21 protein-coding genes are annotated in these 18,108 nt (G+C 70.4%); 10 read left to right on the top strand and 11 right to left on the bottom strand.

The annotated features are described in order from the left end of the window. Window positions 1-34: 34 nt before the first annotated feature. Window positions 35-1,405, bottom strand: a complete 1,371-nt coding sequence (locus ACFY5A_RS17500) for an NtaA/DmoA family FMN-dependent monooxygenase (protein WP_341941625.1) — start codon at window positions 1,403-1,405, stop codon at window positions 35-37. Window positions 1,406-1,522: 117 nt separating this feature from the next. Here ACFY5A_RS17500 and ACFY5A_RS17495 point away from each other — a divergent pair, with 117 nt between their 5' ends. The 3 genes from ACFY5A_RS17495 to ACFY5A_RS17485 are packed head-to-tail and all read left to right on the top strand — an operon-like array spanning window position 1,523 to window position 4,798. Further along, window positions 1,523-2,815 (top strand): O-acetylhomoserine aminocarboxypropyltransferase/cysteine synthase family protein, encoded by a 1,293-nt coding sequence (locus ACFY5A_RS17495; protein ID WP_387236130.1) that lies wholly within the window; start codon window positions 1,523-1,525, stop codon window positions 2,813-2,815. 29 nt (window positions 2,816-2,844) lie between these two features. Further along, a complete protein-coding gene (locus ACFY5A_RS17490) occupies window positions 2,845-3,855 on the top strand; it encodes a Gfo/Idh/MocA family oxidoreductase (protein WP_341941623.1) in 1,011 nt (336 codons plus the stop codon). Continuing rightward, a complete protein-coding gene (locus ACFY5A_RS17485; RefSeq protein ID WP_387236126.1) occupies window positions 3,848-4,798 on the top strand; it encodes an NYN domain-containing protein in 951 nt (316 codons plus the stop codon). Before ACFY5A_RS17490 ends, ACFY5A_RS17485 begins: the two co-directional genes overlap by 8 nt. A gap of 13 nt (window positions 4,799-4,811) precedes the next feature. On the opposite strand, the gene ACFY5A_RS17480 is transcribed toward ACFY5A_RS17485, so the two are convergent. Next, window positions 4,812-5,951 (bottom strand): Gfo/Idh/MocA family protein, encoded by a 1,140-nt coding sequence (locus tag ACFY5A_RS17480; protein ID WP_387236123.1) that lies wholly within the window; start codon window positions 5,949-5,951, stop codon window positions 4,812-4,814. Beyond that, window positions 5,951-6,757, bottom strand: coding sequence for a sugar phosphate isomerase/epimerase (locus ACFY5A_RS17475; protein WP_341941620.1), 807 nt, complete (start codon window positions 6,755-6,757; stop codon window positions 5,951-5,953). Before ACFY5A_RS17475 ends, ACFY5A_RS17480 begins: the two co-directional genes overlap by 1 nt. Window positions 6,758-6,869: 112 nt before the next feature. On the opposite strand from ACFY5A_RS17475, the gene ACFY5A_RS17470 reads away from it, so the two are divergent. From ACFY5A_RS17470 to ACFY5A_RS17460, 3 genes are read left to right on the top strand one after another with little or no spacing between them, the layout of a single operon-like run. Continuing rightward, the gene (locus ACFY5A_RS17470; protein ID WP_341941619.1) at window positions 6,870-7,496 is read left to right on the top strand and encodes a helix-turn-helix domain-containing protein; all 627 of its coding nucleotides are present in this window, start codon (window positions 6,870-6,872) and stop codon (window positions 7,494-7,496) included. Between the two features lie 9 nt (window positions 7,497-7,505). After that, window positions 7,506-8,126 (top strand): DUF4166 domain-containing protein, encoded by a 621-nt coding sequence (locus ACFY5A_RS17465; RefSeq protein WP_387236119.1) that lies wholly within the window; start codon window positions 7,506-7,508, stop codon window positions 8,124-8,126. Beyond that, entirely contained in the window at window positions 8,123-9,082 is a 960-nt protein-coding gene (locus tag ACFY5A_RS17460; RefSeq protein WP_387236116.1) for an epimerase, read from the top strand. Before ACFY5A_RS17465 ends, ACFY5A_RS17460 begins: the two co-directional genes overlap by 4 nt. Here ACFY5A_RS17460 and ACFY5A_RS17455 read toward each other — a convergent pair. The 3 genes from ACFY5A_RS17455 to ACFY5A_RS17445 form a co-directional block, all read right to left on the bottom strand. Continuing rightward, complete coding sequence (locus ACFY5A_RS17455) at window positions 9,079-9,453, bottom strand: PLDc N-terminal domain-containing protein (protein WP_387236114.1); 375 nt, start codon at window positions 9,451-9,453, stop codon at window positions 9,079-9,081. The genes ACFY5A_RS17460 and ACFY5A_RS17455 overlap by 4 nt on opposite strands. 44 nt (window positions 9,454-9,497) lie before the next feature. Then, complete coding sequence (locus ACFY5A_RS17450) at window positions 9,498-10,427, bottom strand: aldo/keto reductase family oxidoreductase (protein WP_387236111.1); 930 nt, start codon at window positions 10,425-10,427, stop codon at window positions 9,498-9,500. A 98-nt stretch (window positions 10,428-10,525) separates the two neighbouring features. After that, window positions 10,526-10,777 carry a hypothetical protein gene (locus ACFY5A_RS17445; RefSeq protein ID WP_387236108.1) on the bottom strand — a complete coding sequence of 84 codons (252 nt, stop codon included), beginning with the start codon at window positions 10,775-10,777 and terminating at the stop codon, window positions 10,526-10,528. 93 nt (window positions 10,778-10,870) lie between these two features. Between ACFY5A_RS17445 and ACFY5A_RS17440 the strand changes: the two genes are divergently transcribed. Genes ACFY5A_RS17440 through ACFY5A_RS17430 form a run of 3 tightly spaced genes read left to right on the top strand, consistent with a single transcriptional unit; the run spans window position 10,871 to window position 12,283 of the window. Then, entirely contained in the window at window positions 10,871-11,254 is a 384-nt protein-coding gene (locus tag ACFY5A_RS17440) for a helix-turn-helix transcriptional regulator (RefSeq protein ID WP_341941613.1), read from the top strand. An 8-nt stretch (window positions 11,255-11,262) separates the two neighbouring features. After that, window positions 11,263-11,646 (top strand): ImmA/IrrE family metallo-endopeptidase, encoded by a 384-nt coding sequence (locus ACFY5A_RS17435; RefSeq protein ID WP_105672324.1) that lies wholly within the window; start codon window positions 11,263-11,265, stop codon window positions 11,644-11,646. Window positions 11,647-11,680: 34 nt separating this feature from the next. Continuing rightward, a complete protein-coding gene (locus ACFY5A_RS17430; RefSeq protein ID WP_105672325.1) occupies window positions 11,681-12,283 on the top strand; it encodes a GNAT family N-acetyltransferase in 603 nt (200 codons plus the stop codon). 10 nt (window positions 12,284-12,293) lie between these two features. Here ACFY5A_RS17430 and ACFY5A_RS17425 read toward each other — a convergent pair whose 3' ends face one another. Next, complete coding sequence (locus ACFY5A_RS17425) at window positions 12,294-12,497, bottom strand: hypothetical protein (RefSeq protein WP_341941612.1); 204 nt, start codon at window positions 12,495-12,497, stop codon at window positions 12,294-12,296. Between the two features lie 53 nt (window positions 12,498-12,550). Next, window positions 12,551-13,555, bottom strand: a complete 1,005-nt coding sequence (locus ACFY5A_RS17420; protein ID WP_341941611.1) for a hypothetical protein — start codon at window positions 13,553-13,555, stop codon at window positions 12,551-12,553. A 23-nt stretch (window positions 13,556-13,578) separates the two neighbouring features. Between ACFY5A_RS17420 and pgi the strand changes: the two genes are divergently transcribed. After that, window positions 13,579-15,258, top strand: coding sequence for a glucose-6-phosphate isomerase (pgi, locus tag ACFY5A_RS17415; protein ID WP_387236103.1), 1,680 nt, complete (start codon window positions 13,579-13,581; stop codon window positions 15,256-15,258). Window positions 15,259-15,289: 31 nt separating this feature from the next. On the opposite strand, the gene ACFY5A_RS17410 is transcribed toward pgi, so the two are convergent. The 3 genes from ACFY5A_RS17410 to ACFY5A_RS17400 all read right to left on the bottom strand — a co-directional run bounded on the left by ACFY5A_RS17410 (window position 15,290) and on the right by ACFY5A_RS17400 (window position 18,066). After that, window positions 15,290-15,655 (bottom strand): cupin domain-containing protein, encoded by a 366-nt coding sequence (locus ACFY5A_RS17410; protein WP_105672328.1) that lies wholly within the window; start codon window positions 15,653-15,655, stop codon window positions 15,290-15,292. Next, the gene (locus ACFY5A_RS17405) at window positions 15,652-16,617 is read right to left on the bottom strand and encodes an acyltransferase (RefSeq protein ID WP_387236099.1); all 966 of its coding nucleotides are present in this window, start codon (window positions 16,615-16,617) and stop codon (window positions 15,652-15,654) included. Before ACFY5A_RS17405 ends, ACFY5A_RS17410 begins: the two co-directional genes overlap by 4 nt. An 84-nt stretch (window positions 16,618-16,701) precedes the next feature. Next, a complete protein-coding gene (locus ACFY5A_RS17400) occupies window positions 16,702-18,066 on the bottom strand; it encodes an NAD-dependent succinate-semialdehyde dehydrogenase (RefSeq protein ID WP_387236097.1) in 1,365 nt (454 codons plus the stop codon). Window positions 18,067-18,108: the final 42 nt, after the last annotated feature.

Below are 18,108 nucleotides of genomic sequence, written 5' to 3'. Positions count from 1 at the left end.
GCGGACACGACCGTTCACGAGCGGTCACCCGCTGTCACGCATCGACATGCGACGTAATGCGCAGGCGGTCGCGGAGGGTGCCGCCGTCGCGTCCGAGCAGCCCTCTGCGGCGCAGCTCGGGGGCGGCGAGCCGGGTGAACGCCTCGAACTGCGCGGGTTGGAAGGCGGAGAGGACGTTGAATCCGTCGGCCGCCCCCTCGTCGCGCCAGGTCTCGAAGTGGTCGGCTATCGCCGAGGCGCCGCCGACCACGAAGGCCGCCGGCACCGCGTGCGCGGCCACGAGATGACGCCAGGTCACCGGACGCTCTCCGCCGACGCCGAGCCCGGCGATGCGCGCGACACGGGCGATCAGCGCCTCTCCCGCCGATCCGAGCCGCGCGGCCTCGTGGGCGGTCACCGGCGCATCGAAGGACGCGGCCCTGAGCGGGTCGTCGGCGGCGACCCCGAGCGCATCCGCCACCGCCTCGACCGTGCGGTTCGGAGGGAAGGCCGTCCGATCCCGCTGATGCCCCTCCGCCAGCGGCACGAGGAAGAGCAGCCTCTCGACGATGCGGTGGGCCTCGGCATCCGACTCCGCGACCACCGGGAGCACGGGGGCGATGACCTTCACGTCGTCGGGAGAGCGTCCGGCCTCTGCCGCGATGTCTCGCAGAGTGCCGCGCGTCGCGATCGCGTCCGCGAGGGTCGGCGCCGCGATGAGCGCGAGATCGGCCTCGGTCGCGGCGAGGTGACGCGACCGGGGCGAGGTGCCGGCGTGCACGATCGGGATCTGCCCCTGGGGAGGTCGGGCGACGTTGAGAGGACCGTCCACCCGCACGTGGTCGCCGCGGACGTCGGCGGGGCGCAGACCCTCCGGATCGATGAGCACGCCGCGCTCGGCATCGGCGACCCAGGCGTCCTCCCTCCACGAGTCCCACAGCCGGCGGAGAGCGGTGACGAACTCCTCCGCCCTGTCGTAGCGGCCCTCGTTGTCGGCGTGCGCGTCGCGGCCGTGATTGCCCGCAGCCCGCGGCTCGGCGCCGGTGACGAGGTTGACGCCGGCGCGGCCCCCGGAGAGCACGTCGAGCGAGGCGAGCGAGCGCGCCGTCGTGTAAGGGTCGGCGTAGGTGGTGTTCACCGTCGCGATGAGCCCGATGCGGGAGGTGAGCCCGGCAAGGAACAGCACGGCGCTCACCGGGTCGATCCGCGCGAGCAGGTAGGGGTCGCGGAACTCGAGGTCGGGCCCGGTGGCCAGCCAGTCGCCGAAGAAGAGGTAGTCGAGACCGGCATCCTCCCCCTCCTCCGCGATGCGCCGCAGGACGGCGTGGTCGGCGGACGGGTCGCGGTGGGCGCCGGGGTGACGCCACCCGGAGGGGTACGCGCCGAGAGTGCGCACCATGGCGCCGATGATGAGCGGTTCGGTCATGGCGGCCACGGTACGAGCGGTCGCTCCACCGCGCCACGGCGGCGATTCGGGGGTTCACGCGGTGCAACAGTTCGACACACGCCGAAGCACGGACCGCTCGCTCATCACAATGGTCTGATGAGCGAGTTCGCGACCCGGCAGATCCAGGCCGGCTACGTCCCAGGGACACCCCAGAACAGCGCCGTGCCGCCGATCTACCAGACGGCCGCGTACCAGTTCTCCTCGCTCGCGGATGCTGCGGACCTGTTCGCGCTGCGCACCACGGGCAACCTCTACAGCCGCAACGCCAGCCCGACCCAGCAGGTTCTGGAGGAGCGCGTCGCGGCGCTCGAGGGCGGCGCCTCCGCGGTCGCCGTCGCCTCCGGTCAGGCCGCCGTCGCGGTGACCCTGCTCGCGCTCGTCGGCGTGCGCGGCCACATCGTCGCCGCGAACCAGCTCTACGGCGGCACCGTCGACCTGTTCCAGGACACGTTCGAGGACTTCGGCATCGGGGTGACCTTCGTCGATCAGGACGACCCTGATGCCTGGCGGGCCGCGATCCGTCCGGAGACCCGCGCCCTGTTCGCCGAGTCCGTCGCGAACCCGGTCGCTCAGGTGCTCGACATCAGACTCGTCGCCGACATCGCGCACGAGGCCGGTGTGCCGCTCGTGATCGACAACACCGTGGGGACGCCGTACCTGGTGCGCCCCGGCGAGCACGGCGCCGACTTCGTCGTGCACTCGGCGACCAAGTTCCTCTCCGGGCACGGCACCTCCCTCGGCGGGGTCGTCGTCGACCAGGGCACGTTCGACTTCGGAGCCGAGCCCGACCGCTGGCCGCAGTTCACCGCCCCGTACAAGCGCTTCGGCGAGCTCGTGCTGTGGGAGCGGTTCGGCATCGGGCAGGCGTTCGCGGCGCTGGTGAAGTCGAAGTACGTGCACGACCTCGGCCCGTCCCTCTCGCCGTTCAACGCCTGGCAGATCCTGCAGGGTATCGAGACCCTCGACCTGCGCGTGTCGCGGCAGAGCGCCACCGCCCTCGCCGTCGCCCGCTTCCTCGCCGAGCACCCCTCGGTGTCCAGGGTCAACCACCCCGGTCTCGAGGGCAATCCGTGGCACGGGCTCGCGCAGCGCTACCTGCCGGACGGCGTGCCGTCGGTGTTCTCCTTCGACCTGGCCGGCCCCGCGGACGAGGGCGCCCAGGAGCGCGTCGGCCGGGTGATCGACGCCCTGCGGGTGGTCCGTCTCGTCGCGAACATCGGCGATGCGCGCAGCCTGGTGGCGCACCCCGCGTCGATGACGCACTCGCACCTGAACGCCGAGCAGCGCGAGGCGGCCGGCATCTCGCTCACCACCATCCGACTGTCCGCCGGCCTCGAGGATCCCCGCGACCTCATCGCCGACCTGGATCTGGCGCTCGCGAAGGCCTGACCGCGCCCCTCACCCTCTACGCTGAGACCATGACTGGTCTTCGTTGGGGAATCCTCGCGACCGGCGGCATCGCCGGCGCGTTCGCATCCGATCTGCGCAGCGCAGGGCTCGATCTGGTGGCTGTCGGCTCACGCTCCCAGGAGTCCGCCGACGCCTTCGCCGCCGCGCACGGCATCGCCCCCGAGCACACCCATCCCACCTACGAGGCGCTCGTCGCCGACCCCGACGTCGACATCGTGTACGTCTCGACGCCGCATCCGATGCACCACGACAACGCGCGACTCGCGCTCGAGGCCGGCAAGCACGTCCTCGTCGAGAAGGCGTTCACGGTCAACCGGGCGGAGGCCGAGTCCCTGCAGCGCCTCGGCGCCGAGCGCGGCCTGCTCGTGATGGAGGCCATGTGGACCCGCTATCTCCCGCAGATGGTGCGGATGCGCGAGCTCATCGCCTCTGGCGCCCTGGGCGAGATCCGCACGGTGTCGGCCTCGCACACCCAGCTCCTCCCCTCCGACCCCGCGCACCGCCTCAACGCGCTGGAACTCGGCGGCGGCGCTCTGCTCGACCTCGGCATCTACCCGATCTCGTTCATCTGGGACGTGCTGGGCGCCCCGACCAGCATCCAGGCCGCGGGCCGTCTCGTCGAGACCGGCGCCGACGCCGAGGTCGCCACGGTCATGGTCCACGAGGGTGGCGCCGTCTCGACGAGCTTCTCCTCGTCGAGAGCGGCTGGGTCGAACACGGCGTCGATCCTCGGCACCAGGGCGCGCATCGAGATCCAGCCGGCGTGGTCGTCGGCATCCACCCTCCGCCTCATCGCCCCTGACGGCACCGTCCTCGAGGAGATCGGGGGGCCGCCGGCTCCGGATGCGCCCCGCGGCATGGAGCACGAGGCGCACGCCGCCGAGCGCCTCGTGCGCGACGGGCTCCTCGAAGGAGACATCCTGCCGATCGCCGAGACCGTGGCGATCATGGGCACGCTCGACGAGATCCGCGCTCAGATCGGCGTGACCTACCCCACAGAGGAGTCGCACAATGGCTGAGGCATCGGAGGCCCGCGTCGCGGTCTACCTCGACTTCGACAACATCGTCATCTCCTGGTACGACCGGGTGCACGGGCGCAACGCCTACGGCAAGGACCGCCAGCGCATCACCGAGCGCCCCGACGACCCTGAGGTGACCGAGCGCCTGCGCGCCGCGATGATCGACGTCGGCGCCATCATCGACTACGCCGCGTCGTTCGGCACCCTCGTGCTCACGCGCGCCTATGCGGACTGGTCGTCGCCGGTGAACGCCGAGTACCGTACGCAGCTCGTGGCCCGCGCCGTCGACCTGGTGCAGCTCTTCCCCGCCGCGGCGTACGCGAAGAACGGCGCCGACATCCGCCTCGCCGTGGATGCCGTCGAGGATATGTTCCGTCTCCCCGACCTCACCCACGCCGTGATCGTCGCCGGCGACAGCGACTACGTGCCCCTCGCCCAGCGCTGCAAGCGGCTGGGGCGCTACGTGATCGGCGTCGGCGTCGCCGGCTCGACCGCGAAGTCCCTCGCGGCCGCGTGCGACGAGTTCGAGTCTTACGACTCGCTGCCTGGCGTGGTCAGGCCGACGCGGATCGCCGCCCCTGCCCCCGTGCCCGAGACCGTCGAGCCCGCCGCCAAGGCCAAGACGGCGCCCAAGGCCAAGGCCTCTCGCACGAAGGCCGCATCGACGGCGGATGCGCCCGCTCCCGCGAAGCTCGACGAGCAGGGCGAGGCGACCGCGCTGCTGCAGCGCGCGCTGCGTCTGGGCCACGACAAGGCGGATGCCGACGAGTGGCTGCACAGCTCGGCGGTGAAGACCCACATGCGGCGCATGGACCCGTCCTTCAGCGAGAAGGCCCTGGGCTATCGCTCGTTCTCCGACTTCCTCAAGTCGCGCGATGACATCGCCGAGCTCGAGGAGACCGGCCACGAGCGCCTGGTCAGGCTCCGCGAACCCGCGGCCTGACCAGGCGCCCGCCTCAGAACGTCCTGGCGTACGGGTCGAACGACGCGTCCAGCGCCCCGACCTCGTCGAGAGTGCTCTCCACGGCGACGAAGGAGCGCGAGGCCGCGGCCTCCTCGATCGACAGCAGCGTGTCGAGCACGTGGTAGCCGAACTCGCCGGTCGCGACGTGCGGACGGCCGTCGCGCACCGAGCGCACCATGTCGAGCAGTCCGATGCCGCGGCCGGAGAGCACGCCCTCCTGCTCGACGTCGACGATCTCCTGCTGGATGGGCTCCGGCGGGATGAACATCCGCGTGAGCGGGCGGGTGATCGAGATCGCACCGCCGAAGGTGTTCGGATCGGGGATCACGAGGGTCCCCTCCGTGCCGGTGATCTCGACGATGCCCTGACGGAGCATCGGGGAGTCGGTGCTGTACAGGCTCTGCGCCTGACCGCCGCCCTCGAAGTCCATCAGCACGCTCAGCGTCGAGGGCACCTCGACGGGGAACTCCTGTCCGGCCAGAGGCCCCTGCTGCACGCGCCGCGTCTCTGCACCCTTCAGCCCGAGTGCGGCCACGGTCGCGACCGGGCCGAACACGTGCACGAGGGTGGAGACGTAGTACGGTCCCATGTCCAGCAGCGGACCGCCGCCCTTGGCGTAGAGGAAAGCGGGGTCGGGGTGGAAGATCTCCGGACCCTGCCACTGGAAGGTGGTCTGCGCGAAGAGCGGACGGCCGATGTCGCCGCGGGCGATCAGACGCTTGGCGGTCTGCACCCCCGGGCCGAGCACGGTGTCGGGCGCCGCGCCGACGCGGAGGCCTGCGGCATCCGCCTTCTCCAGCAGTCCGCGCGCCTCCTCGCGGCTCACGCCGAGCGGCTTCTCGGTCCACACGTGCTTGCCGGCGGCGATGATCGCCTCGGAGACCTCGACGTGCACGGCCGGGATCGTGAGATTCACGACGATGTCGATCTCGGGGTCGTCGAGCACGACATCGACGCCCCCGGAGCGTGGCACTCCGTATTTCGCCGCCTGTGCAGCGGCGCGCTCGACGATCACGTCTCCGATGGCGAGCACCCGTACGTCGGGAAAGGTGGTGAGGTTGCTGAGGTACTGGTCGCTGATGTTGCCGGCGCCGATGATGCCGACACCCACCGTCGCGCTGTCGGCGGCCATCAGCCGGCCACGTTCTCGTCGAGGTAGACGCGGCTGCGCTCGACGGCGTCGAGGAGGTCGCCCTCGTAGTGGTCGAACTCGACGATCGCGAGCTCGAGCGCCGGTGCGGCCGCGATCGCCGCGACGAGCGGCACGGCGCCGTCTCCTGCGGGGACCTGGTCGGCGGGCGGGTACGCGTTCACGAGCTCAGGATCGAGCGTGCCGTCCTTGGCGTGCACGGCGATGACACGGCTGCCGAGGCGCTGCAGCAGGGCGACGGGATCGACGCCGCCTCGGGCGACCCAGTACAGGTCGACCTCGAGCACGACGCGCTCGTCGAGGAGCCCGGCGAGGACTTCGAGACCGGTGACGCCGTCGAAGACCGCCTCCAGCTCGTGGGCGTGGTTGTGGTATCCGACGCGGATGCCGGATGCGGCGCCGATCTCTGCGGCCGCGTTGAGCAGGCGCGCGGTCTCCGCGATCTGCTCGACCGATTCCCAGCGGGCGGGCTCGGTGTAGGGATCGATGACGGTGCCCATGCCGAGCGTCTTCGCCGCAGCGAACACCTCGGCGGGGGTCGGCACGGGGACGCTGGTGCCGCTGCCGTCGGGGTTGACGAAGGACTCCGAGGCGAGGAAGGCGTGACCGCTGGGTGCGACCAGGCCGGCGGCGGCGAGGGCCGCGGCGAGCGGCTCGGCGCGGTGCACGAAGTCGTAGGGCTCGACGGCGACGAATCCGCGGGCGACGACGGCGGCGAGCGTGCCGTCGAGATCGGCGTCGAGCTCGTTCTTGAGCGTGAACAGCTGGATGGATGTCTGAACCGTCATCGGTGGTGCTCCTTCGTGGTCTTCGGTGACGCGCGGGCCGGTGCCGCCCTGTGCACAGGAGGCTATCACCGAAAACCTCCAAGCGGAAGTTTTAATTCGATAGACTCGCGTCATGTCCGGACAGAACGAGCGCCCACGCCAGCGGGGGGCCTACGCCAAGGGCGTCGCGCGCCGCCAGGAGATCCTGGACAGGGCGATCGAGGTGTTCGCGGCGAGAGGCGCCGACCGCACGAGCCTGCGCGCGATCGCCAAGGAGGTCGGCGTCACGCACGCCGCCCTCACCCACTACTTCGGCTCGCTGGAAGAGCTCCTCGTCGCGGTCTACCTCGCCAGCGGCGATGAGGACGACGAGCGCCAGCCCATCCCCGACGACATGACGCCGGTCGAGCTCATGATCGAGTCGGCCCGCACCAACCGCGAGGTGCCGGGGCTCGTGCAGCTGTACTCCTCGCTCATCGCCACCGCCCTGGAAGAGGGGCACCCCGCCGCGCGGGAGTTCGCGACCACCCGCTTCGCCCGGCTGCGCGACGAGCTCTCCGAGCGCGTACGGCTGCAGCAGGAGTCGGGCCTCATCCGCGACGACGTGCCGCCGGACGCGGTCGCCGCTCTCGTCATCGCGGCATCCGACGGCCTGCAGACGCAGTGGCTGCTCGACGACAGCGCCCCGCAGCACGACGCCCTCGCCGCGCTCGAGCGGATGCTCCGCTCCCCGGCACGACCTCCCGCACGAGGTCGGTAGGCTCGGAGCGTGACGCCGGTTCCGCAGTCCCCGTATGCCAGGGCGCTCGGCGACCGCATCGAGGAGCTGCATCCGCGCCTCCGCGAGTACTTCCGCGGCGTCCCCGACGGTCATGTCGGCATCGGCGAAGGGGTCTTCCAGCGCGTCGGCACTCCGCGCCGCTGGCTGTGGCCCCTGCTGCGCACACTGGAGCGCCGCGGCGTCGTGGCCGCCCGGTGGGAGCGCGACGTGCCGTTCCGGGTCGAGAACGTGACCGTGGCCTCGCGGGCGATCGGCATGCGCCGGTTCGACTTCCCCACCGGCGCCTGGACCATGCGCGATGCCGTCGTCCTCTCCCGCCACGGCCGCGTCGTCGATGAGCTCGGCGAACCGGGCGTCGTCGTCGCGTGCTTCGACGTGGACGTGCGAGACGGCGCCCTCCGCCTCACGAGCCGCGCAGTCGGCGTCCGCCTCGGTCGTCTGCGGCTCCGCGCGCCGCGCGCGCTCTCCCCCGTCGTGCGCCTGACCGAGAGGTTCGACGACGAGGTCGGACGCCAGCGCATCGCCCTGACCGTCGATGCGCCGTTCATGGGACGCGTGTACGAGTACCGCGGAGACTTCGACTATCGCATCGAGGAGGCACAGGGATGAGCACGGGTCACGTCGTGATCGGCGGTTCCACCGGATTCATGGGCGGATACCTGCAGCAGCGGCTGCGCGAGGCCGGGCGAGAGGTCATCACGATCTCCCGCTCGAACGCCGACCTCCACTGGGGCGACCAGGCGGGCATCGACCGCGCTGTCGACGGCGCCGCTCTCGTCATCGGCCTCGCGGGCAAGAGCGTGAACTGCCGCTACACCCCGGAGAACCGGGCGGAGATCTTCCGGTCGCGCCTGGACACGACCTCCTCCCTCGCCACAGCCATCGCTCGGGCCGACACCCCGCCGCCGCTGTGGGTGAACTCCTCGACCGCCACGATCTACCGCCACGCCGAAGACCGCCCGATGACCGAGTCCACGGGCGAGATCGGAACGGGCTTCTCCGTCGAGGTCGCCACAGCGTGGGAGAAGGCCCTGTTCGCGCAGGATCTCCCGTCGACACGCAGGGTGGCCCTCCGCAGCGCGATCGTGCTGGGCGACGGCGGAGTCCTCGGCCCGCTCCGCGCCCTCGCGAAGCTCGGCCTCGGCGGCCCCCAGTACGACGGTCGCTGGCCCGTGAGCAGAGCGCGGCGTGCGGCCGGCACCGGCCACTTCCCCGGGGCGAAGCGTGGACGGCAGCGGTTCAGCTGGGTGCACGTCGAAGACATCGCCCGCATCATCGACTTCCTCGAGCAGACCCCGTCGCTCGACGGCCCGGTCAACGCGGCGTCACCGAACCCCGTCGACAACGTCGGCTTCATGGCGGCGGTCCGGTCCGTGCTCGGGGCGCGCATCGGGCCGCCGATGCCGCGATGGATGCTCGAGCTCGGAGCCATCGGCATCCGCACCGAGACGGAACTCGTGCTGAAGAGCCGCTGGGTGCTGCCCGAGAAGCTCACCGCCGCGGGCTTCGAGTTCCGCTATCCGCTTCTCGACGAGGCGCTGCGGGAGTCCTTCGCGCGGGCTTAGCTCTCTGCCGCCGGCGGCTGGTCGCGCTTGCGCTTCTCGAGCTCCTCGCGGAGCCGCCACTCCTCGATCTCACGGTCGAGGTCGGCGATCTGCTGCTCTGTGGTCCGCAGATCGGCGGGCGGAGCCGGCGGAGCGGGCGCCGTGCGGGTCGTCGGAGCGGCGCGGCGCATCTGCGGGATCCGGATGCCGCCGTCGCCGTAGTCCCTGCCGAGCGCGAACCAGAGCAGGCCGCCGATCAGCGGCAGGAGGATGACGAGGATGATCCACACCATCTTCGGGAGGTACTTCACCTGCGAGTCCTCGCGCGTGATGATGTCGATCAGCGCGCCGACCATCAGCGCGATGACGAGGAGCGAGAACAGGAACGGCATGATCTCAGGGTAGACGACGCCCGCCGGATCAGGGCAGCACCGGATCAGGGCAGCAGGTGCCCGGCCGCCCGGAACAGCTCGTACCACTCCGCCCTGGTCAGCTCCACGTCGGCTCCGGCCGCGGCATCCCGCACCCGCTCGGGCGTCGTGGTGCCCAGCACCACCTGCATCTTCGCCGGGTGGCGGGTGATCCACGCCGTCGCGATCGCGATCGGGGCGACGCCGTAGGAGGCCGCGAGCCGGTCGATCACCGCGTTGAGGTCGGCGTACTCGGGGTTGCCGAGGAACACCCCGGTGAAGAAGCCGCCCTGGAACGGCGACCAGGCCTGGATCGTGATGCCGTTGATGCGGCAGTAGTCGACGATCCCGCCGCCGTCGCGGACGACGCTCTGCTCCTCGCCCGCCATATTGGCGGCGATCGGCTGGGCGATGATCGGGGCGTGGGTGATCGACAGCTGCAGCTGGTTCGCGATGAGGGGCTGACGAACGGCGGTGCGCAGCAGGTCGATCTGCCGGGGCGTGTGATTCGAGACGCCGAAGGCGCGGACCTTGCCCGCGGACTCCAGCTCGTCGAAGGCGCGAGCGACCTCGTCGGGCTCGACGAGGGCGTCGGGGCGGTGCAGGAGCAGCACGTCGATGTACTCGGTCTGAAGGGCCCGCAGCGAACCCTCCACCTGGCCGATGATGTGCTCGTAGGAGAAATCGAACATCCCTCGATCGGGGACGATGCCGCACTTGGTCTGCAGCACGATCTCCTCGCGCTCCGCCCGGCTGAGCTGCAGCGCTCCGGCGAACCGCTCCTCACAGAAGTGTATTCGCCCGCCGTAGATGTCGGCGTGGTCGAAGAAGTCGATCCCCGAGGCCCTGGCCGTGTCGTAGAGCGCGCGGATCTGCGCATCATCCTTGTCGTCGATGCGCATCAAGCCGGCGATGACGGCGGGGGCGGCGGCGGAGCCGAAGGGCACAGTCTTCATGCGTGCAACGCTACCCTCATGCGCGCAGCGCTACCGGGCGGAATGGTGAGGGAGCGCGCGCTCATCCTCTCGCTGATGCGGCCGTGCGCCGCTGATCATCAGCGCTGATGATCAGTCGCTCGCGAGGCGTCGCCGCTCGACTGCGGGAACAGGGTCGCTATCGGGATGCCGAGCGCGACGGCGATGTCTGCGAGGTCGGTGACGGTGAAATCGGTGCGCAGCGTGAGCTTGTCACGCAGGTCGTCACGGTCGATGCTCGCCCGTGCGGCCAGCCATCGCTCCGTGTGCCCGGAGGCGGCGAGCGCGGACCTGACGGCGTCAGCCACCTTTCGTCGCACTTCTGTCGTCACCTGACGACACTATCGCCCCGACTGTGAGCGATCAAGCGTTCAGCAACCAGAATGACGGCATCTTGGCTTCACCCCGGTGCTATCGTGACACGGGTGAAGACACAGGGCGAGCAGTTCAACGCGGCCGTGGGTCGCCAGCTGCGGGCCGAGATCGCCGCCGGCGGCAGCAGCATCGCCGCGATGGCGCGCGAGGTCGGCATCGCGAGAAGCGGACTCGACAACTACGTCACCGGCAAGCGCTCCATCCCGATCCCCGTGCTCTACGGCGTCTGCGTCGCCCTCGACGTCGAGCCGCACGTCGTCCTCGCCCGCGCAGAGGAGCGGCTCCGCGCCGACGACGCCCGGCGAGCGGGCGCCGGAACGGTCACGCCCATCCGCCGCCGCTCCGATGTCCCCGGTCGACGCGAAGATGATGCTGAGGTCGCCTTCGAATCGCGCCTCACCCACGACGGCGACACGGACGACCTCTACCAATAGGAGAGCGCATGGACCAGCTCCTTCCCCTCATCGAGGAGCATGGCCTGCGCATCGTCGAGAGGCCCGGAGGAACCCCGGGCGGTTTCGACCCGTGGTCACGCACGATCCGCCTCGCTCCCGGCATGAGCGAGCGAATGAAGAGGAGCGTGCTCGCGCACGAGCTGGCGCACGCCGTCCTCGGGCACCTTCCGACGACGAGGGCCTCGCTCCGCGACAGACAGGAGCGTCGAGCCGACGAATGGGCGGCTCAGCTGCTGATCACGCCCGCCTCGTACGCCGAGGCGGAGGCGACCCGCGGCCCCCACGCGCCCAGCATCGCCTTCGAGCTGGGGGTCACCGTCGAACTGGTCTTCGGGTTCCAGCGTCTGCTCCAGCGGGCCCGTGCGGCGTGACGCCGCATCGTCGCCGCGCTGGTTGAATGGCCGCATGGCCTTCCGCACCGCTCCGCTCCCCGTCACCCTCACCGGACGCCTCGTCGAACTGCGCCCGCTCGACCGCTCGCACCATGACGGCCTCCTCGACGCCCTGCAGGAGGGTGACCTGTGGCAGACCGCCTGGTACACGTCCGTGCCGTCTCCCGACGGCCTCGCCGCGGAGATCGACCGCCGTCTCGGTCTGATCGAGTCGGGTGAGATGGTGCCGTTCACCGCGTTCGATGCGTCCGGCCGGGTGCTCGGCCTCACCTCGCTGTACGATCTGGTCGCCGATGTGCCCCGTGTGCACATCGGCTACACATGGAATCGTCCTTCGGCGCACGGCACCGGCACGAACGCCGAATCGAAGCTGCTCCTGATGCAGCACGCGTTCGAGACGCTCGGCGCGTTCCGCGTCGGACTGACGACCCAGTGGGTGAACTTCCAGTCGCGCGCCGCCATCGAGCGACTCGGCGCCAAGCAGGACGGCGTGATGCGGGCGATGAGCCGCTACCGCAACGGCGCCCTGCGCGACAGCGTCGAGTACTCCGTCATCGAGCCGGAGTGGCCCGCCGTCAAGGCGAACCTCGAGGCGCGTCTCGCGAAGAGGCGCTGAGGCGCGGGTGCTACTCCGCGGCCTTGCCAGACCAGTTGTTCGAGCGGCGCGTGGCCGAGCCGCCCTGGCGCATCATGAACGCGAGCGACAGGCTCACGATCAGCAGGCCCGCGACGAACACGATCGCCTGGAAGTCCTCGAGCGACTGTGCGAGACCCATCAGGTAGATGCCTCCGAGGAAGAGGATCATGAAGAAGATGAAGCTGAGGATCACGGGGTCTCCTGTCGTAGCGGCCGCCTACCAGGATACCTCCGCCCGTTCGCTGCTCAGACCGCGCGCGAGAACGTGATGACCTCGTCCCGCCGGGACTTCGCCACGACGAGACCCGCGAGCTCCAGCCTGCGGAAGACGCGTCGAGGCAGCACCGGCAGCTCGGCGGTGCGCCCGGGAGGCGCCTTGGCCAGACCGGCGAACAGCGACAGGTCGACACCGGGACCGCGCACCTCGATGCGCGCGTACTCGCTGCGGCAGCGCCAGCGCAGGTGCTCCAGCTCGGAGAAGCGCACGACGGATGCCGAATCGCCGAGCCGGATGCGGATCTCGTCGTTCCCGAACGCCACCGTGCACTCCTTCGTGCGCTTCCTGAGCGTCGCGGTGAGCACGAGGTAGGCGGGAAGCCCGAGCACCAGCCCCATGAGGACGATGGCCAGACGGGGCGGGAAGCGCATCACGACGTCGCTGAAGGAGATGAGCAGGGCGATGCCGATGAGACCGACGAAGACCGTGATCCCGATGATCGACAGGGTCAGCTCGCGCATCCGCATCTCGATCGCCGGGAACCGCACGAACGAGCCGTCGCCGCGCTCATCGCGCTCCCACTCCGGAGGGACGCGCACCGGAGTCCTCTTGCGCTCGCGCCGGGTGAGGGCATCGGTCACCCGGCCCAGAAGACCCAGCACGATCCACCCCGTCGCGGGGATCGCCGCCATCCAGAGCACGAGGAGCACGCCCTTCACCGTGTCGGGGAGCGGGTCGAGCAGGCGCGACCCGTACTCCGTGACGACGAGCATGGTCGCCACCAGGACGATCGCGACGGCGAGGTGCAGCACGAGCCCGTTGCGCCGCATCCCGAAGGTCGCGTTGACGAACGCGAGGCCGAAGCACCACCCGCCGACGAGCATGAGGAGGAACTGCGGGAGGTCGATGTCCTGCGTGCCCAGTGTCAGCGCGGTCGCGGCCGCGAGCAGTGCCGTCCCCCAGAGCACCGGGTTGAACAGCATCCGCCGCCACAGCGGCACGACGATCCGTGCCGGTGCCGTCGTCTCGCTCATCCTCGCAATCCTAGGATGTACCCATGACCGCTCCCGTTGACCCGACCCGCACGTCCGCCTGGTCCGAGCTCACCGCGCTCCGCGGCGGGTTCGTCCCCGACCTTCGCGGCTGGTTCGCCGCCGACCCCGCGCGTGCGGAGCGCTTCTCGCTCCCCCTCGCCGATCTGCACGTCGACCTGTCGAAGAACCTCGTCACCGACGACGTGCTCGCAGCGCTCCTCCGCCTCGCGGAGGAGACCGGGGTCGCCGAGCGCTACGCCGCCATGCTCTCGGGGTCGCATCTCAACACCACCGAGGACCGTGCCGTGCTGCACACGGCGCTGCGCCGCCCCGCGAACGCCTCTCCGGCCCTCGTCGTCGACGGGCAGGACGTGGATGCCGATGTGCACGAGGTGCTCGGCGCGCTCTCGGCCTTCGCCGACCGCGTCCGCTCCGGCGACTGGCGCGGCATCACCGGCAAGAGGGTGACGCACGTCGTGAACATCGGCATCGGCGGCTCCGACCTCGGCCCCGTCATGGTCTACGAGGCGCTCAAGCCCTATGCGGATGCCGGCATCCAGGCCCGTTTCGTGTCGAACATCGACCCGACCGACCTCGCGCAGAAGACGTCGGACCTCGACCCCGAGACGACGCTGTTCATCGTCGCGTCGAAGACCTTCACGACCCTCGAGACGCTCACCAACGCCCGGCTCGCCCGCGACTGGCTGTGGGCCGGTCTCACGGCATCCGGAGCGATCGACGGCGGCGAGCAGTCCCGCACCGATGCCGTCGCGCACCACTTCGTCGCGGTCTCCACCGCGCTCGACAAGGTCGCGGCCTTCGGGATCGACCCGACGAACGCCTTCGGCTTCTGGGACTGGGTGGGCGGTCGCTACTCGGTCGACTCCGCCATCGGCCTGTCGCTCGCGATCGCCCTCGGAGCCGACACGTTCCGCGACCTCCTCGCGGGCTTCCACGCCGTCGACGAGCACGTGCGCACCACTCCCCTGGAGCGCAACGTCCCGGTGCTGATGGGGCTCCTGAACGTCTGGTACGTGAACTTCTTCGACGCGCAGTCGCATGCGGTGCTCCCCTACGCGCAGCAGCTCAGCCGCTTCCCCGCGTACCTGCAGCAGCTCACCATGGAGTCCAACGGCAAGTCGGTGCGCTGGGACGGCACGCCCGTCACCACCGACACCGGAGAGGTCTTCTGGGGCGAGCCCGGGACGAACGGCCAGCACGCGTTCTACCAGCTGATCCACCAGGGCACCCGGCTCATCCCGGCCGACTTCATCGCCTTCGTGAACCCGGCCTACCCGCTCACCGACGGCGGGCAGGACGTGCACGCGCTGTTCCTGGCGAACTTCCTCGCGCAGACCAAGGCGCTCGCGTTCGGCAAGACGGCCGCCGAGGTCGAGGCCGAGGGCACCACAGGGGCGCTCGTGGCCGCCCGCACCTTCGCCGGCAACCGGCCGACGACGTCGATCTTCGCGCCGGCGCTCACCCCGCAGGTGCTCGGCCAGCTCATCGCGCTCTACGAGCACATCACGTTCACGCAGGGCACGATCTGGGGCATCAACTCGTTCGACCAGTGGGGCGTCGAGCTCGGCAAGCAGCTCGCCATGCAGATCGCCCCGGCGATCGAGGGCGACGCGGATGCCGTCGCCGCGCAGGACCCGTCGACGAAGGCGCTGCTGGAGTACTACGCGGAGCACCGGAACTAGTTCCCGGCCGCGGTGCGGAGGACCGGTCAGGTCAGCGGAGCTCGCGCAGCTCCGAGGTCATGTCCCCTCCGGCATCCCCGGTGTTGACCGTGCCCTTCGGCTCGAACAGGAGGGCGTGGACCTCGTCGTCGGCCTTCGGGCAGTGCTCGACGCCGCGCGGCACCACGTACACGTCGTTCGGGCCGAGGACAACGTCGCCGTCGCGGAGCTGGATGGTCAGGGTGCCGCTGATCACCATGAACAGCTCGTCGGTGTCGGGGTGGGTGTGCCAGACGAACTCGCCCTGCAGCTTCACCACCTTGACGTCGTAGTCGTTCACGCTGGTCAGCCGATGCGGCTGCCAGTGCTCGGTGATGGCCGCGAGGGCGTCGTGCACGTTGCGAACGTCGTCTGTCATACGGCGGAGCCTATCGCCCGTGCACCCGGCACCCTGGTCTGCCCGGTGATCCACGGGGAGAGCGGGGTGCGCAGCGCGACCAGCCCCAGGGCGAGCGGCACGAGGATGCCGAGGGCGAACTGCGCCCACGGCGGCGCTCCCAGCCAGAGCACGAGCGGATGCAGCAGGACCACGGTGAGCAGCGGCAGGGCGAGAAGAGTGCAGGCCCTGGCGAAGCGCCCTGGGCGCACGACGCTCTCGGCCACGAGGATCAGGCCGATCGAGATCGCGCTCGACGCGAGAGCGGACACGGCCGGTGTGCCGTCGTCGCCGAGTTTGATGTCCAGCGGCGCCGCCGCGCCGACCGCGACGAGCACGGCGCCGACGGTCAGGGCCACCACGCCGGAGACCAGCGGCATCGCGATCCGGTCCCGCGCCCGACGCAGCGCATCGCCGACCAGCAGGTAGAGCAGACAGGTGGCGATGTAGCCGATGCCCAGGGGCGTGCGCGACAACGGTCCGCTCCACGCCCACGCCGCGAGGGCGCCCGCGATGCCGATGCCCCACTGCACGGCGTACGGGAGCCGCTCCATCGCCCGGAACACGACGGCGGTGAAGAACAGCGCCGAGACGAACCACAGCGTCACGTAGGGCATCTGCGCGAACCGGCCGCCCTCCACACCTCCGGCGATCGTGTGCAGCGCATCGACCGGCTTCACGAGCAGCAGTACCGCGGTCAGCACGGCGAACGCCGCCAGGTAGGGGCGCCCAAGGCTGAGCGCGCGACGGGAGACCTCCGTGCGCAGCATCCGTCCGGGTTTCCAGAGGTACCCCGTCAGGATGAAGAACACGGCCACGTGCCACGAATACAGCCACGCCTGCGTGACGTCCTTCGTGAACGCGTGCCCAGCGACGATCGCGGCGACCGCGAGGAGCCGCACGAGGTCGATCGCACCGGAACGGTCGGGGAGCTGATCGAACATCACCCCAGTATTCGCCGGGCTCCCTATGAGCGCAGCGGGCTTGACGGATGCGTGCGAGCGACCCTCTTGGGCGATCCGATCCGATCAGCCGATGCGGATCATCTTCTTGTTCACGAACTCGTCGGCCCCGAAGCGGCCGAGCTCACGGCCGGAACCGCTGCGCTTGACGCCGCCGAACGGCAGCTCGGCTCCGTCGGCGCCGACGACGTTGACGAAGACCATGCCGGCCTCGATCCCATCGGCGACGCGCAGTGCCTGCTCGGGGTCGGTGGTGAAGACGTACGACCCGAGACCGAAGGGCGTGTCGTTGGCCAGCTCCACGGCCGCCGCCTCGTCGGCCACGCGGAAGACCTGGGCGACCGGGCCGAAGAACTCCTCATGGAACGCGTCGCTGCCGGGAGCCACGTCGGTCAGGATCGTCGCCGGGTAGTAGTTCTCCCGACGAGTGCCGCCCGAGTGCAGCGTGGCCCCCTGGGCGACCGCGCGGTCGACCTGCTCGGCGAGGATCTCGGCGGCGCGAGCCGACGAGAGCGGCCCGAGAGCGGTGCCCTCCTGCGCGGGGTCGCCCTCGACGACAGCGTTCATCGCTGCGGTGAACCTGTCGAGGAACGGCTGGTAGAGCTCGTCGACGATGATGAAGCGCTTCGCCGCGTTGCACGCCTGTCCGTTGTTGTCGACGCGGGCGAGCACGGCAGCCTCGACGGTCGCGTCGAGATCGTCGGTGGAGAGCAGGATGAACGGGTCGGATCCGCCGAGCTCGAGCACGACCTTCTTCAGGTGTCGTCCCGCGATCTCCGCGACCTTGGCTCCGGCGCGCTCGGACCCGGTGAGCGAGATGCCCTGCACCCGCGGATCGGCGATGACCGTCTCGATCTGCTCGTGCGAGGCGTAGAGGTTGACGTACGCCCCCTGCGGGTACCCCGCGTCGAGGAAGATCCTCTCGATCGCCGCGGCGGACTCGGGGCACTGCTCGGCGTGCTTGAGCAGGATCGGGTTGCCGATCACGAGGTTCGGGCCCGCGAAACGCGCGACCTGGTAGTACGGGAAGTTCCACGGCATGATGCCCAGCAGGACGCCGAGCGCAGAGCGTCGCACGAAGGCCGACCCCTCTCCGGCGAGGAGCTCGATCGGCTCATCCGCCAGCAGCGACTCGGCGTTGTCGGCGTAGTACTCGAAGATCGCGCTGGCGAACTCCACCTCTCCGACGGCCTGCTCGATCGGCTTGCCCATCTCGCGGACGATGATCTCGCCGAGCTCCTGGGCGCGCTCGGCGTGCAGCTCGGCCACGCGGCGCATCAGCGCCGCCCGCTCGGCCACCGTCGACGTCTTGGTCCAGGTGAGCCGCACCCGCTCGGCATCCGCGATCGCCTGCTGGAGGGCGTCCTCACCGATGGTGTCGTACGTGCGCTCGATGACGCCGGTCGTCGGGTTCGTCACTGCGTAGGTCATGGGGCTCCTTCGATCCATGCGGGCGCGCGCTCGATCCGCACG

The organism is Microbacterium sp. NPDC012755, from assembly GCF_042901325.1.
Lineage (GTDB): Bacteria > Actinomycetota > Actinomycetes > Actinomycetales > Microbacteriaceae > Microbacterium > Microbacterium natoriense.
Note: the sequence above shows the minus strand (reverse complement) of the source record. Positions and strands in the feature narration are given on the sequence as shown.

Excerpts from the sequence above, each read along its gene's own strand:
- ACFY5A_RS17480 (WP_387236123.1), bottom strand. The coding sequence starts at position 5,951 with ATGGCCGCCGACAGCGCGACGGTGGGTGTCGGCATCATCGGCGCCGGC.
- ACFY5A_RS17500 (WP_341941625.1), bottom strand. The coding sequence starts at position 1,405 with ATGACCGAACCGCTCATCATCGGCGCCATGGTGCGCACTCTCGGCGCG.
- ACFY5A_RS17450 (WP_387236111.1), bottom strand. The coding sequence starts at position 10,427 with ATGAAGACTGTGCCCTTCGGCTCCGCCGCCGCCCCCGCCGTCATCGCC.
- ACFY5A_RS17460 (WP_387236116.1), top strand. The coding sequence starts at position 8,123 with ATGAGCACGGGTCACGTCGTGATCGGCGGTTCCACCGGATTCATGGGC.
- ACFY5A_RS17435 (WP_105672324.1), top strand. The coding sequence starts at position 11,263 with ATGGACCAGCTCCTTCCCCTCATCGAGGAGCATGGCCTGCGCATCGTC.
- ACFY5A_RS17430 (WP_105672325.1), top strand. The coding sequence starts at position 11,681 with ATGGCCTTCCGCACCGCTCCGCTCCCCGTCACCCTCACCGGACGCCTC.
- ACFY5A_RS17495 (WP_387236130.1), top strand. The coding sequence starts at position 1,523 with ATGAGCGAGTTCGCGACCCGGCAGATCCAGGCCGGCTACGTCCCAGGG.
- pgi (WP_387236103.1), top strand. The coding sequence starts at position 13,579 with ATGACCGCTCCCGTTGACCCGACCCGCACGTCCGCCTGGTCCGAGCTC.
- ACFY5A_RS17420 (WP_341941611.1), bottom strand. The coding sequence starts at position 13,555 with ATGAGCGAGACGACGGCACCGGCACGGATCGTCGTGCCGCTGTGGCGG.
- ACFY5A_RS17490 (WP_341941623.1), top strand. The coding sequence starts at position 2,845 with ATGACTGGTCTTCGTTGGGGAATCCTCGCGACCGGCGGCATCGCCGGC.
- ACFY5A_RS17455 (WP_387236114.1), bottom strand. The coding sequence starts at position 9,453 with ATGCCGTTCCTGTTCTCGCTCCTCGTCATCGCGCTGATGGTCGGCGCG.
- ACFY5A_RS17470 (WP_341941619.1), top strand. The coding sequence starts at position 6,870 with ATGTCCGGACAGAACGAGCGCCCACGCCAGCGGGGGGCCTACGCCAAG.
- ACFY5A_RS17410 (WP_105672328.1), bottom strand. The coding sequence starts at position 15,655 with ATGACAGACGACGTTCGCAACGTGCACGACGCCCTCGCGGCCATCACC.
- ACFY5A_RS17475 (WP_341941620.1), bottom strand. The coding sequence starts at position 6,757 with ATGACGGTTCAGACATCCATCCAGCTGTTCACGCTCAAGAACGAGCTC.
- ACFY5A_RS17485 (WP_387236126.1), top strand. The coding sequence starts at position 3,848 with ATGGCTGAGGCATCGGAGGCCCGCGTCGCGGTCTACCTCGACTTCGAC.
- ACFY5A_RS17400 (WP_387236097.1), bottom strand. The coding sequence starts at position 18,066 with ATGACCTACGCAGTGACGAACCCGACGACCGGCGTCATCGAGCGCACG.
- ACFY5A_RS17405 (WP_387236099.1), bottom strand. The coding sequence starts at position 16,617 with ATGTTCGATCAGCTCCCCGACCGTTCCGGTGCGATCGACCTCGTGCGG.